Here is a 13,741-nt window from a genome sequence, read left to right as displayed (position 1 = left end):
CTTGATGACGCAAATTCGGTCACCTACAATCATTGCCCACACCGCGCGGAATATGACCGGCAGTGCTGCATTGCATCCTGCGTTCCTTCCCCGCACTTCATCTGTCGCATGACGTACGAACCATGTGGCATCGCGCGGTTCCCTGCACTCGCGTTCCCTGCACTCGCGTTCCCTGCACTCGCGTTTCCTGCATTACCGTTTCCTGCACTTTTACGCACATTCGCAAAAGACCCACGTAGCACGCTGTCTGCCTGACCACATTACGTCCACACATTACTTCGTCTTGCATGTACGTGCAGTGCATGTGACTCACTTCCATCGTCGCGATGCTTCATGCTTCGACAGCGTCGCTGCCGTCCTTTCCGCCATAACGCGCGCATCGGTGCTTGCGACGACAGCGCGCTCGCTGTGTTACATGTTTCGCATGTGCGCCAACGCGCATTTCCTGCTGTTCGTCAGCGCGTATGTCATTTCGTTCAACGCAAACCTGCATACGCACGACTGCATGCTCCCGACGTCGCAAACGTTGCGCGACGTCAAAATCCATGATGTGCGCAGGGTCAGCATGCACGCTCGTTCATGTCTGTATGACGACGTGTGCAGCGCGTATCTGAATAGATGGATGTAACCAGATGTTCGCCCGTCTTCGCCTGCCGTTCATGGTCGACAGTGCCGGTGCAGGCGGGCATGGGTGCATGCGCATGCAGCGGAACGTCATCGACGTGCCGCTGCCGCATGGGGTGGGATGAAGGTGGCGTTCGACGCGCAGTGGTACGTTAGTGGTTTACGTCAACTCGACTTCGACTTCACCCAGTCCGTCGATATGGCCATATACGCGGCCCGGGCCATCGACGCGATGCGCGCCCACATACGAGCCCGTCGTAATGGTCCATTCCGGTTCGATCGTGATACCCATGGCCGCGCAATGGTTGACGAACCACACCAGCAGCTCGCGCGGGTCGCCTGCCGGATTGCCCGGCGATTCGGGCACGAGCGACTTGCCGTCGAACGTCAGTTCGAGCTCGGGCGAAACGAAATCGAACGAGCGCGCGATCGACGCATAAGGCACGGGATGCCCCGTCACCAGTGCGCCATTGTTCTGGGCGTCGGCGAGTTGCGCGAGCGGCGCGATGTTCGGCCATTCGGCAAAACGGCTGTCGACGATCTCGATGGTGGGCAGCACCGAACCGACGCGCGCGAGCACTTCATCGCGCGCATAGGCCTGGCCTTGCGGCTCGATCGGCTCGGCAAAGCGGAACGCGACCTCCAGCTCCAGCAGCACGCGGAAAAATGCACCATGTTCGAGCCGCGCCGGCGACGCGACCGTCAACGCAGCCGGAATCGGCGCACCCGAGGTCGAGCCGCCCGGCGCTTTGGCACCGATTTTCCAGGCGCCCGTCGTGCCGCCCAGGCCCGCAATCACCGCCTGCTGGATCGCGTAGGCCGTGGCGGCATCGGGAGGAAGGGTGTCGAGCGGCAGCGTGCCGATGGCGCGGTGCTGGCGGCGCGCATGCACGAGGCGTTGCGCGAGGTCATGATCCGTCATGTCGTTTCCCTGTTGGCTGTTGGGGCGTGGCGTGGCGAGGCAGATGCAACGGCGCATGGCGTTGCGGCAACGCAAAGGCCACGACGAGGGTTGCCGCACGGCCTTCACGTCATACGGTCTGCATGCTGTCATGCGGCGTGGGACGATGCATGACGACATCGGGCGGCCGGTTCGCCACCGCGTTCGTCAATGTACCGGAACAATTACGCGCCGGGTCGGGTTCGGCGTGCGCCAAAAAGAAAAAGACGACTGCCCTGGCATGGGCAGTCGTCCCCGGTTCTGCATCACTACGCAACCGTCCGCGCCAGCGGACGAAGCGCTCGCTCACGCATGGCGGTGCATGCCGCCTCGCAAGCCCAGTTTTGGTGCGTCAGAAAGTTTCCCAATCCGCATCCGATGTCGCCGCCACTTTTTGCGGCGCCGCTGCCGCACGGGCGGGCGCGGATGCGGACGCAGCGGCCGGCGCGGCGGGCGCCGGGTTCACCGCGGGCATCGACGGCGCGACCCTGCGGCGCGCGCTGACGGGCGCGGCGTGACGCGTGGCGCGCTTCGCCGGCGTGGCGGCAAATGCGCCGCCCCCGCCCGATTCGTCGACCTGGAACACGGAAACGGTCGTGCGCAGCTTGGCCGCCTGCTCTTCCAGCGACGACGCAGCCGCCGCCGCTTCCTCCACGAGCGCCGCGTTCTGCTGCGTCACTTCGTCCATCTGCGTGACAGCGCGTGCGACCTGGTCGATGCCGCTGCTCTGCTCCTCGGATGCCGCGGCGATTTCGCCCATGATGTCCGTCACGCGCTGCACCGCGCTGATGATCTCCGTCATCGTGCGGCCCGCTTCGTCGACCAGCGCCGAGCCCACCTGCACGCGCTCGACCGACGTATCGATCAGTTCCTTGATCTCCTTCGCCGCCGCCGACGAGCGCTGCGCAAGGCTGCGCACTTCGCCCGCGACCACCGCGAAGCCGCGGCCTTCCTCGCCCGCGCGGGCCGCTTCGACGGCCGCGTTCAACGCGAGAATGTTGGTCTGGAACGCAATGCCTTCGATGATCGCGATGATGTCCGCGATCTTCGCCGAGCTCTGGTTGATGTCGCCCATCGTGCCGACCACCTGGCCGACCACCGAGCTGCCCTTATTGGCGATATCCGACGCATTCGCCGCGAGCGCGCTCGCCTGGCGGGCATTGTCGGCGTTCTGCTTCACGGTGCCCGTGAGCTCTTCCATGCTCGATGCCGTTTCCTGCAGAGCCGACGCCTGCTCTTCCGTGCGCGACGACAGGTCGATATTGCCCGCCGCGATCTGGCGCGTGGCCGTCGCGATCGACTCGCTGCCCGAACGCACGGACCGCACGGTCTCCGTCAGGCTGCGCTGCATCTTGCCGATGCCTTCAATCAGCTGGCCCATTTCGTCACGCGAGGTCGGGACGATGGGACGGCGCAGATCGCCCGAGGCGATCGCGTCGAAGTGCCCGAGCGCTTCCGACAGCGGCCCTGCAATCGCGCCGCGCAGCGTGAAGTACGAAAAGAGCGCGGCGAGCACACCCGCGGCGAGTCCGATGATGCTAAACACGCGGAACGTCGAGAAGCTCGACTGCGCGCTGTCGAAGCCATCTTTTGCCTGTTCGAACTGGTATTTGCGCAGCGTGTCGTCGGCCGTGGAGAGGTCGTTATAGGCGGCTTGCAGACGCTTCGCGCCGTCGAGGATTTTCGGTTGATCGTTTGCGCTAACGATTGCGTAGAAGGACTCCATCACCTGATGCAGCGCGTCCCGCTTGCCCGAGGCTTCCTGCGCGAGGCGATCTTCTTCGCTTTCGCGCGGCAGCGACAGATAACGTTTCCACCATTCATCCGACAACGTGCGCATCGAACGGGCGCGCTCCAGCGTCGAGGCCGCTTCCGGCGTGCCGATCATGAACGCCGCGCGATCCAGCGCGAGACGCTCGCGCGCCGCGTAAATCTCGGCGTTGCCGATATCGACGGCGCTCGGCATCTGGTTCGTGTACATGTCGCGCATCGATTCGTTCGAGCGGCTCAGGCCGAACAGCCCGAGAAGGCCAATCGCGACCAGCAACGCGGCGAGAAAAGCCATCGTCAGGCCGATTCGCGCCTTGATGGTGATGCCCTTGTTCATGCTTCTTCCTGTGAGATGTCGATGAGAGGCGCGTCGTAACGCATTGCGTATGCGGTGGTTGTGCGCGGCGCCGTTTGCTATGGATCATGGCGCTCTGACTGCGTTTACGGCACATCGACGGAAGACTTGAAGCTTCTATATGGTCTGAGGAAATAGACTGGAAGGGACTGTAAGTATTACAAGCGACAACGGGCGACGCTGCGCCCGTTGGCTTCGAGCGTCGTGCGTGTCAGGCGCCGCCGACTTCGGCTCGGGTAGGAATGGACGGTTGCGCGCCGGCGCGCGTCACCGAAATCGACGCGGCGCGCTGCGCGAAGCGGATCGCGTCGGCGACATCCGCGCCGCGCGCCAGTTGCGCGGCAAAGCCGCCGATGAACGTGTCGCCTGCAGCCGTCGTATCGACGGCCTTGACGCGCGGTGCATCGAAATGCTGTGGCGCCGCCTCGCCGAGCGCGGCCACGACGCCTTGCGCACCAATGGTCACGATCACGTTGCGGACGCCAGCGCGGCGCAATGCGTCGGCGGCGGCGTTCGCCTCAGCGGGAGACGTGACAGGCAAGCCCGTCAGCGTCGCGGCTTCGAGTTCGTTCGGAATCAGATAGTCGATGAGAGGCAGCCAGTCTGCGGGCAGCGGGCCCGTAGCGGGTGCGGGGTTGAGAATGACGGTCTTGCCGAGCCGTCGCGCGGCGGCCAGCGCCGCATGCACGGCGGCGGGCGGCGTCTCCAGCTGGCAGATCACGACCTGCGCCGCAGCCAGCGCGGCTTCGTGCCGCGCGATCGTCGCGGGCGTCACCTCGCCGTTGCTGCCCGCGATGATGACGATCGCGTTCTGGCTGCCGTCGTCGACGATGATGAGCGCGACGCCTGTCGGTGCCGTCGCGCTCGTTTCAAGCGCGGTGCAGTCGATGCGTTCCGATTCGAGGCCCGCGCGCAGTTGCGCGCCGTTCCCATCGGCGCCGACACAGCCGAGCATCGACACCTGCGCGCCGAGGCGGGCCGCGGCGACGGCCTGATTGCCGCCCTTGCCGCCCGCGACCTGCGCGAACGCGTGGCCCGCGAGCGTTTCGCCGGGCTGCGGCAGGCGCGGCGCACGCGCGACGAGATCCATATTCAGACTGCCGACCACGGTTACGTGGCCGCGCGCTTCATTCGTTGCCACGGTTGCCTCCTGTGGTTGCCAACCGGGTGCTTCCTCGTTGCGCCCGCATTCGTCATGCGTGCGCCGCGGCTGCGCTCAGGCCGCCTTGACCCCGCGACGCGCGCCGGCAAAAGCCGCCGTCGATTCGCGCAGGATCAGGCGCGGCGCGATCACGCGGCGCCGGAACGCGGCGCCCGTGGGTGTGCCCACCGGCGTGCCGCTGATGCGCTCGATCAGCGTCTGCGCCGCCATTTCGCCGAGCGCGCGCACCGACTGGCCGACCGTCGACAGCGCCGGATACGTGAAGCGCCCCAGTTCGATGTCGTCGAAGCCGATCACCGAGCAGTCCTGCGGCACGCGCAGGCCGCGCTCGGCCGCCGCGCGCAGCGCGCCGATGCCCATCATGTCGTTGCCCGCGAAGATCGCGGTCGGCTGCACGGTGTCGAACAGTTGCCCCGCCGCGCGGTATCCGCCGCTGCCCGAAAAGTCGCTTTCGACGATGCCGTTCGGCGCGATCTCGATGCCACGCTCGGCCATCGCGCGAATGAAGCCGTGCACGCGCATCGCGCTGACGGCCGTCTCGACCGGGCCCGTGATGCAGCCGATCTTCGAGTGCCCGAGCTGCAGCAGATGGCGCGTTGCGAGGTAGGCGCCCTTTTCGTGGTCGATCTGCACGAGATCGGCGGATATGCCTTCGATGTTCCGGTCGACGATCACCAGCGGCTCGCGCGAATCGGCCAGGGTCTTGGCGAGCGTCGCGTCGTCGCCCGCCGACGCGACGATCAGCCCGTCGACGCGCTTTTCCTGCAGCACCCGCAAATAATTGCGCTGCTTCGCCGGATCGTCGTCCGAGTTGCAGAAGAACAGGCAATAGCCATTGCGCGCGCAACCATCCTCGATCCCGCGCGCCATTTCCGCGAAATACGGGTTCGTGCTGTTCGGCACGACGAGCCCGATCGTCGCCGTCGAGCGTGCCTTCAGCGACCGCGCGACGGCGGACGGCACGTAGTTGAGCTGGCGGATCGCCAGTTCGACCTTCGAGCGCACATCCGCCGACACCGGCCGCGTATTGTTCACGACATGCGATACCGTCGTGAACGACACGCCGGCTATGGCCGCCACATCCTTGATCGTCGCCATAAGCTGAAAACCCCCTGCCTGTTCTTACTGCTGGCCAATGCAGCTCATGCTGCATCCGCGGTGCTCTCGTTAGTTCTTACTGGGTGTCCGCCGTCCCGCGCCACGGCGGCCCCTGTTTCAACTGCGTTTGCGCCTGCTGCGATACGTGTCCAGCACGACCGCGACCACGATCACGGCGCCCGTGATGATCCGTTTGGTCGGCTCGTTCGCGCCGATCTGCGCGAGGCCCGCCGCCAGCACCGATATGATCAACACGCCGAAAAACGTGCTGATCACCGACCCGCGCCCGCCCATCAGACTCGTGCCGCCGATCACGACAGCCGCGATCACCTGCAACTCCACCCCGGCGCCCGCGTTCGGGTCAGCCGCTTCCAGACGCGAAATCTGAAACAGCGCCGCGAGCCCGGACAGCGCGCCCATCAATGCAAATACGATCACCTTGTACGGCTTCGGGTTCACGCCCGCGAGCCGCACCGCTTCCTCGTTCGTCCCGATGCCGACCAGATAGCGGCCGAACACCGTGCGCGTGAGCACCAGTTGCGCGATGATCATCACGGCCACCGCGATCAGGAAGGCCGGCGAAATGCCCAGCGCGATCGGGTTGGACAGAAAGTCGAACGCGTCGCCGATATAGGCGGTGCGCGAGTTCGTCATCTGGTAAGCCAACCCGCGCGCCGCTTCCAGCACGCCGAGCGACACGATGAACGACGGAATCCGCCAGCCCACCGTCACCGCGCCCGTGACCGTGCCCGTCAGCGCCGCCGCGGCGAGACCCAGCACCGCCGCCGCGAACGGACCGAGCTGCCACTTCAGCGCCGCGACGCTCACGACCGACGCGCCGAGCGCCAGCACCGAGCCCACCGACAGGTCGATGCCCGCGATGATCAGCACGAAGGTCATCCCCACCGACATCACGACCAGATCGGGAATCTGGTTCGCGATCGTGACGAACGTCTCGTAGGTCAGGAAATGCGAGCTCAGCACCGAGAACAGCGCGATCATCGCGATCAGCGCGCCCATCAGGCCAAGATAGTTCGAAAAACCCAGACGCGTGCCCGCCGGCTTGCCGCTGGCGAGCGGCGCCGACGGATCGGCGGCGGGCGCCGAGGCAGCGCCGGCGCTCGCCGTCGAATCCTTGTCCGTGACCCGTTGGTCGTTCATGACTGAGTTTCTCCCTCGTCGGTGTCGTGCGTGTGCAGCAGCGCCTCGCGATTGCGATAGCCCGCGAATGCCGCCGCGAGCAGCGCGTCCTGGGTCCACTCGTCCCGTTTGAACACACCCGTCATTCGTCCCGCCGACATCACGCCGATCCGGTCGCAGATCAGCATCAGTTCACGCAGGTCGCTCGACACGACCACCAGCGCGCGCCCATCACGAGCCAGCGCGCCCATCAATCCATAAATATCGAACTTCGCGCCGACATCGATGCCGCGCGTCGGTTCGTCGAATAGCAATACCCTGCAATCGCGCGCAAGCCAGCGGCCAATCACCACTTTCTGCTGGTTGCCGCCTGACAGCTCGCCGACCGGCTGCGCCGGCCCCGACGTGCGGATTCGCATCGCGTCGATCTGCTTCTTCGCCAGCGCATTCTCGCGCTTCGCGTCAACGATGCCATGCCGCGCGACGCTGCGCAGATTGCCCAGCGACACGTTCGCCGCGATCGGCTGCGGCAGCAGCAGGCCTTCGCCCTTACGGTCTTCCGTGATCAGCGCGATGCCGTGCTTCACGGCGTCGGCAGGCGTGTCGATCTGCACGGGAGTGGGCGCGGCACCCGGCGCAGCCGCCAGCGATACCGTGCCACTGTCCTTCTGGTCCGCGCCGTAGATCAGCCGCATCAGCTCCGTGCGCCCCGCGCCGATCAGTCCGCTGACCCCGAAAATCTCGCCCGCCTTCACCTCGAACGACACGTCGCGCACCACGGGCGCGCGGCTCATCCGTTCGACCTTCAACAGCGTCGCGCCGATGTTGCGCACGCCCAGATCGATCCGTTCGCCAAGCTCGCGCCCGACCATCAGCGTCACGATCTGGTCGCTCGTCAGGTTCGCCATGGCGTCGACGCGCACCAGCTTGCCGTCGCGCAGCACGGCGATCCGCTCGGCCACGCGCGCCAGCTCTTCGAGCCGGTGTGAGATGTAGACGAGCGCGACGCCACGTGCCTTCAGCGCGTCGATCTGCTCGAACAGCAAGTCGACTTCGCGGGCCGTCAGCATCGCGGTCGGCTCATCCAGAATCAGCACGCGGCAATCGCCGATCAGGTTGCGCGCGATCTCCACCATCTGCTGATGGCCGATGCCCAGCTCGCCGACCAGCGTGTCCGGGTCGATCGCCTCCAGCCCGACTTGCGCCATCGCCCCGCGCGCGTCCTCGCGCAGCTTCGCGCGATCGATCCAGCCGAAACCGTTGCGCGGGAGACGGTTCAGAAACAGGTTCTCCGCGACCGACAAGGTTGGCAGCAGATTCAGTTCCTGCATCACCATCCGGATGCCGAGCGCTTCCGCTTCCGTGCGGCTCGCAGGCGCATACGGTTTGCCTTCGAGCTGCATCGTGCCCGTCGTCGGATCGACCAGCCCGCCGACGATCTTCGACAGCGTGCTCTTGCCCGCGCCGTTCTCGCCCGTCAGCGCGAGCGCCTCCCCGGCGTGCAACGCCAGCGAGACGTCGGCCAGCACAGGCTCGACGTAGGTCTTGCCTATGCCCTTCACGGACAGCACAGCAGGCAATGCTTCTTGGTCGGTTGATGCCATCGTGATCCAGATCTCGTAGCCGCCGCGCGGCGCCTGCGCGAATCCGGCAAGGCCGGTATCACGTCAGGCGGCACTGGCCGGCAGCCGCGCAAGTCATGCGGCAAGCGGGCACAAAAAAGGCACAAGCGAGGAACAAGCCCTGCGCATGCCGAAGCAGAACGCTTCGGACTGCGCGTTGTCCCTCCTCATCCTCGCGCGAGTCGCTCGTCGTCATGACGCTTACCTCTGGCATAACGGCGGCGCGGCGAATTTCTTGAGCGTTTGGTTAACATTCGCGCGAGGCCGGCACGCATCACCGGCAGCGTGCCGTCCGACGCCCGCGCGGGCCGTTACTTCGTGACGAGATCGACAGGCGTTTCGACGACGCCCGACAGGTCTGACTGCTTCTTGTGCTCGGAAATCGCCTTGAGCGCGACGTCGATGCCGAACACGGCCTGCTTGGCGGCGTACTGGTCAGCCGTGGCGAGCACGCGGCCATCCTTCAGCATCGGCTTGATCGCGTTGATGTTGTCGTAGCCGACCACATAGACCTTGCCCTGCTTGCCCGCCGCGCGCACGGCCGACACCGCGCCGATCGCCATGTTGTCGTTACCGCACAGCAACGCCTTGATGTTCGGATATGCATTAAGCATTGACGACGCGATCGCATTGCCCTTGTCGATTTCCCATTCGCCCGATTGCACCGAGTCGACCTTCGCGCCGACCTTCTGCATTGCCGTCTTGAAGCCCGCCGTGCGCTGCTGCGCGTTGGTCGTGGTCGACACACCTTCGATGATGCCGACCTCGTCGCCCGACTTCAGCTTCTTGGCCAGATAGTCGCCAACTTTCTCGGCGCCCTTCGCGTTGTCCGGGCCGACGAACGGCACGTTCAGATCCTTCGACTTCAGCACGTCGGGATCGAGTTTGTTGTCGATGTTCACGACGATGATGCCGGCATCCACCGCCTTCTTGACCACGGGCACGAGCGCCTTCGAATCGGCCGGCGCGAGCACGATCGCATCGACCTTCGACACGATCATCTGCTCGACGATGCGGATCTGGTTCGCCGTGTCGGTCTCATCCTTGATGCCGTTCGTGATCAGGTCGAACTGGTTGGCGTTGTGCTTCTGGTAGTCCTTCGCGCCCGTTTCCATGGTGAGGAAGAACTCGTTGGCGAGCGACTTCATCACGAGCGCGACTTTGGGTTTCTTCGCGGCCTGGGCCCAGGCCGACGAGAATGGCATCGCGGCGGCTGCCGTGAGCACGACGGCGGTGGTCAAAACGCGGCGGCGAATGCGTTGGTTCATGCAGTATCTCCAGTTGTTGGACTCGTGCGAGCCCGTTTTTTGATTGTCCGCAAACGTTTGCGAGCGCTATTCTCGGCGGCGCCTGTTCGCAGTGTCAACGACTGACAGTGCTGCGCTGCACAGCGCACCCCGACGTGCAGCGCGCGGCTGAACGCAGGGCTTGCCGTGAAGCTTCGGCGGTACGGCGAATGTCGTCGTTGCAAGAATGGCTCGCTTGTTCTGCGTTGGTCGGCCTGTGCGAACGACGCGGCCCGTGCAAAGGCTCGCGTCCTGTTCGCAGCGGCGTTCGTTGATGCACGGCGCTGGAACGCGCCGGTATTGCCTTACTGCTGCTTCCCTATCTTCCCGCGAGCCGCAAGTTATGTGGCAGGCAGGTCGCATATGCTGGCGCTTAATTGCGCGTGCTGCAAGTTAAATAGCGCTTGCCATCGGGATCTGCGCAACAGATGGGACGGGGTATCATGGACCGAATGGCCTGGTCATCGGTTGCCGCTGCTCGCGGCATCGAGGCCGGCCGTGTATTCATCTGCAGAGTTGCCACGAGGTTGCCATGTTGGGTATCAGCCAGTTCCCGCTGTTTCTCGTCGCCGTCACCGTGCTCAATCTGACGCCCGGACCGGACATCGCGTATGTCGCCGGCCAGAGCATCGCCCAGGGACGGCGCGCGGGCATGCTTTCCGCGCTCGGTGTCGCGTTCGGCGGCTGCATGCATACCGTTGCCTGCGCGCTCGGCATCACGGCACTGCTGGCGGCGTCGCCGGGCGCTTTCAATGCGATCAAGTGGATCGGCGCCGCGTATCTGATGTATCTCGGCTTGCGGATGCTGTGGCCCACGGCGGCCGCCGTGGTCAAGGGCGAAGCGGCACCGGGCATGCCGCGTCTGTCGCGCGGCACGCTGCTGTTTCGCGGCTTCGTGACGAACGCGTCGAACCCGAAGGTGCTGCTGTTCTATATCGCGTTCTTCCCGCAGTTCGTCAGCGCCGACAGCCCGCACAAGACGCTGGCGTTTCTCGTGCTCGGTGCCGTGTTCGTGACGCTCGGGCTTTTCAACGACTGCGTGATCGCGTGGCTCGCCGCGACGGCGGCGCGCGCCGTGAACTCGCGGCCTTCCGTGCGGCGGTGGATCGACCGGGTGATCGGCGCGGGCTTTATCGGCCTGGGTGTGCGGCTCGCGTTGACGAAGCGCTGAGCGATTCGTCGAGACGGGCCGCGCGCTTTACAACGCGCTTTACAGCCCGCTTCACAGCCAGTTCGCTTTCTTGAAGCGAAAGTACAAGATGAGATCGACCACCACCATCGCCGCGACGCAGACGGGATAACCGTACTGGAAATGCAGCTCGGGAATGTGCTCGAAGTTCATCCCGTAGATGCCGGCAATCATGGTCGGCACGGCGAACAGCGCGGCAAACGAGCCGAGACGCTTGGTCACCTCGTTCTCCGCAAGCGAGATCATGCCGAGGTTGACCTGGATGGCCGTGACGATCATTTCGCGGCGGCCTTCGATGGTCCGCACGCTGCGGTCCAGGTGATCGTACACATCGCGGAAGTACGCCTGCATGCCGACGCAGATAGCGGGGATGCGCCCGCCCGTCAGCTTGCTGATGCCTTCTAGCAACGGCGCGATGTGATGCTGGAGCATCACGAGACGGCGCTTCAACGAGTACAGGTCTTCGATGATCGCGCGCGACGCGGACAGGTCGTGCTTGTCGAAGATACGGTCTTCGATTTCCTCGATCTCGGTACCGATTGCTTCGAGAATCGGGAAGTACCGGTCGACGACATTGTCGGCAAGCGCGTACAGCACGAACGCCGACCCTTCCTTCAACAGTTGCGGCTCGCGCTCGCAACGCGCGCGGACCTCCTGAAACCCGTGACGCGTACCGCGCCGCACCGACAGCACATAGTTCGAGCCGACGAATACGTCGACTTCGCCGATCACGAATTCGCCGTCGTCGTCGGTTTCGATGGTGTGCATGACGGCGAACAGCGAGTCGCCGTACTCCTCGATCTTCGGACGCTGATGACCATGGCGCACGTCCTCGACGGCCAGTTCGTGCAGCCCGAATTCGTGCTTCATCACTTCGAGTTCGCCGGGGCCGGGATCTTTCAGCGCGACCCAGACGAAGCATTCGGGTTTGGCGACATAGACGCTGATGTCGTCGATTTCGATGTCGGCCAGTTTGCGGCCGTCCTGGTACGCGGCGCAGTTGATCAGCATGATTGAATACCTTGAATACGAATCGGCTTTGCGGATTACAAATTGTTAGTCGCGATGGGCGAGCCGATGTCTCCTTCGGTCCCGGTCCCAATGCAAAGCCGCGCGGCGCGCGGTGTCAAGCTGCGATGTTACGTGGAGTTGAACCGATACGCTGTGTCGAATTGTCAACGCCGCGCCGAGCCCGGCTCATTCACTCACCTTCAATCAATTGGCGACGCGCCGCAGCATGATCCGGTGATCGTCCTTGAACGAGACGCTGGCGCGATTCGAGTAGCGGCTGTCGGACGTGACGATGAAGTTGATCTCGACGACGGGATCGAACTGCGTCGACACGCCGATGCGATGCGTGCCGGGCGTGAGCCAGAAGACGATGTGCTCGCCGTTCATGATGTCCGCGACCCGCTCGCCGTCGACATACACGAGCGCGTCGCGAAACCGCACGATCACGTTATCGCTCCGCTCGCGACGTAGATCGACGGCGACCTTGTCGGCGCCTGGCTGCGTGTAGCCCTGCTTGACGATGCGATCAGCGGGGACGTCCTTGAATGGCACCTTGTCGGCGGGCGTTGCTGCGCAGCCGGAGAGAAGCGCGGCAATGATGGCAGCGGCGGCAGCGCCCGAAGCTGCCGCCATGACCTTGATCGCTGCCCGCGACGCGCGGCTTTGCGTGCGTGTCATCGTTCGTCTCCCCGTTGCATGGTTCGCCTTCCCTGCTGGTCGATTGGTTTTGCCGTCATGCGCCACTACCCGTCGCTATGCAGGACAGGTCATGCGTCAAGAAGCTGGAACGGATTCAGCACCCGTGCGCCCGTGCCATCGAAGTCTGCCACGTTGCGCGTCACGACAGTCAGGTTGTAGATCAGGGCCGTCGCCGCGATCAGCTTGTCCAGCGAGTGCTCGGGATCCGGCACGCGCAGATGGCCCCACGTCTGCGCGACGTCGGTGCCGACATTCAGGATCTGGCTGCCGAACGAATTCATGATCGTGTCGAGCCAGCCTTCCAGGCGCAACGCCTGGAACTTGTCGCCCCGATGCCGGATCAGGTCGACGCCGCGCCGCAGTTCGCCGACCGTCACCACCGACAGATACAGGCGATGCCCGCCTTCCTTCGCCGCTTCGAAAAAAGCCTGCACGCCTGGATTGGCGCGACTGCTCTTGCGCATTTCGCTGATTACATTGGTATCAATCAAATACACCCGGTCCCCCGCTATCGTCAGTTACGTCATTGCGGCGCTCGAAGTCGGCGTCGTCGCCGACGTCGGGCATGCTCATCAGCAATTCCGCGAAGCTGAGCTTCTTGGGCTGAAAGAGCGCCTGCGCCAGGATTTCCCGATGCTCTGCTTCGACGCTGCGCCCGTGAGCCGCGGCCTGCTCACGCAGGTTCTGCACCAACGCATCGTCCAGATTTCGGACCAAAAGATTTGCCATTTCAATTCCCCGCCACACGTGTGATAGCAATGATATCAAACAGATTCGCGCAGTCAATCTGGCCAGATGGCATAGGGGTTGCGACGTGCCGCCATCCCATTCAAGATCGGTTGCGG

The 13,741-nt window shown here is 64.5% G+C and carries 12 protein-coding genes; 1 reads left to right on the top strand and 11 read right to left on the bottom strand.

All coding sequences use genetic code 11. The features are described 5' to 3' along the window. Positions 1-784: 784 nt before the first annotated feature. The 7 genes from C2L64_RS07175 to C2L64_RS07145 all read right to left on the bottom strand — a co-directional run bounded on the left by C2L64_RS07175 (position 785) and on the right by C2L64_RS07145 (position 9,979). Positions 785-1,546, bottom strand: a complete 762-nt coding sequence (locus tag C2L64_RS07175) for a 2-keto-4-pentenoate hydratase (protein ID WP_086910160.1) — start codon at positions 1,544-1,546, stop codon at positions 785-787. 370 nt (positions 1,547-1,916) lie between these two features. Beyond that, complete coding sequence (locus C2L64_RS07170) at positions 1,917-3,671, bottom strand: methyl-accepting chemotaxis protein (RefSeq protein ID WP_090836040.1); 1,755 nt, start codon at positions 3,669-3,671, stop codon at positions 1,917-1,919. Between the two features lie 229 nt (positions 3,672-3,900). Beyond that, positions 3,901-4,830, bottom strand: coding sequence for a ribokinase (rbsK, locus tag C2L64_RS07165; RefSeq protein WP_090836039.1), 930 nt, complete (start codon positions 4,828-4,830; stop codon positions 3,901-3,903). Positions 4,831-4,905: 75 nt separating this feature from the next. Continuing rightward, positions 4,906-5,949, bottom strand: coding sequence for a LacI family DNA-binding transcriptional regulator (locus tag C2L64_RS07160; RefSeq protein WP_007739109.1), 1,044 nt, complete (start codon positions 5,947-5,949; stop codon positions 4,906-4,908). A 117-nt stretch (positions 5,950-6,066) separates the two neighbouring features. After that, entirely contained in the window at positions 6,067-7,110 is a 1,044-nt protein-coding gene (locus tag C2L64_RS07155; RefSeq protein WP_007588365.1) for an ABC transporter permease, read from the bottom strand. Further along, on the bottom strand, positions 7,107-8,693 hold the full coding sequence (locus tag C2L64_RS07150; RefSeq protein ID WP_007588363.1) for a sugar ABC transporter ATP-binding protein: 1,587 nt from the start codon (positions 8,691-8,693) through the stop codon (positions 7,107-7,109). Before C2L64_RS07150 ends, C2L64_RS07155 begins: the two co-directional genes overlap by 4 nt. 329 nt (positions 8,694-9,022) lie before the next feature. Next, positions 9,023-9,979, bottom strand: a complete 957-nt coding sequence (locus C2L64_RS07145) for a sugar ABC transporter substrate-binding protein (protein ID WP_007588361.1) — start codon at positions 9,977-9,979, stop codon at positions 9,023-9,025. Positions 9,980-10,529: 550 nt separating this feature from the next. Between C2L64_RS07145 and C2L64_RS07140 the strand changes: the two genes are divergently transcribed. Then, entirely contained in the window at positions 10,530-11,168 is a 639-nt protein-coding gene (locus tag C2L64_RS07140) for a LysE family translocator (protein WP_007739112.1), read from the top strand. 51 nt (positions 11,169-11,219) lie between these two features. Here C2L64_RS07140 and corA read toward each other — a convergent pair whose 3' ends face one another. The 4 genes from corA to C2L64_RS07120 all read right to left on the bottom strand — a co-directional run bounded on the left by corA (position 11,220) and on the right by C2L64_RS07120 (position 13,625). Further along, positions 11,220-12,197, bottom strand: coding sequence for a magnesium/cobalt transporter CorA (gene corA / locus C2L64_RS07135; protein WP_007588359.1), 978 nt, complete (start codon positions 12,195-12,197; stop codon positions 11,220-11,222). 204 nt (positions 12,198-12,401) lie between these two features. After that, positions 12,402-12,875, bottom strand: coding sequence for a hypothetical protein (locus tag C2L64_RS07130; protein ID WP_024162918.1), 474 nt, complete (start codon positions 12,873-12,875; stop codon positions 12,402-12,404). A gap of 89 nt (positions 12,876-12,964) precedes the next feature. Beyond that, positions 12,965-13,393 carry a type II toxin-antitoxin system VapC family toxin gene (locus C2L64_RS07125; protein WP_086916991.1) on the bottom strand — a complete coding sequence of 143 codons (429 nt, stop codon included), beginning with the start codon at positions 13,391-13,393 and terminating at the stop codon, positions 12,965-12,967. Next, the gene (locus C2L64_RS07120; RefSeq protein WP_007588356.1) at positions 13,380-13,625 is read right to left on the bottom strand and encodes a FitA-like ribbon-helix-helix domain-containing protein; all 246 of its coding nucleotides are present in this window, start codon (positions 13,623-13,625) and stop codon (positions 13,380-13,382) included. The genes C2L64_RS07125 and C2L64_RS07120 overlap by 14 nt, the downstream gene beginning before the upstream one ends. Between the last annotated feature and the right edge of the window lie 116 nt (positions 13,626-13,741).

It is taken from the genome of Paraburkholderia hospita (assembly GCF_002902965.1).
GTDB lineage: Bacteria > Pseudomonadota > Gammaproteobacteria > Burkholderiales > Burkholderiaceae > Paraburkholderia > Paraburkholderia hospita.
The sequence above is the reverse complement of the archived record's forward strand: the minus strand, read 5'-3'. Positions and strand labels throughout refer to the sequence as shown.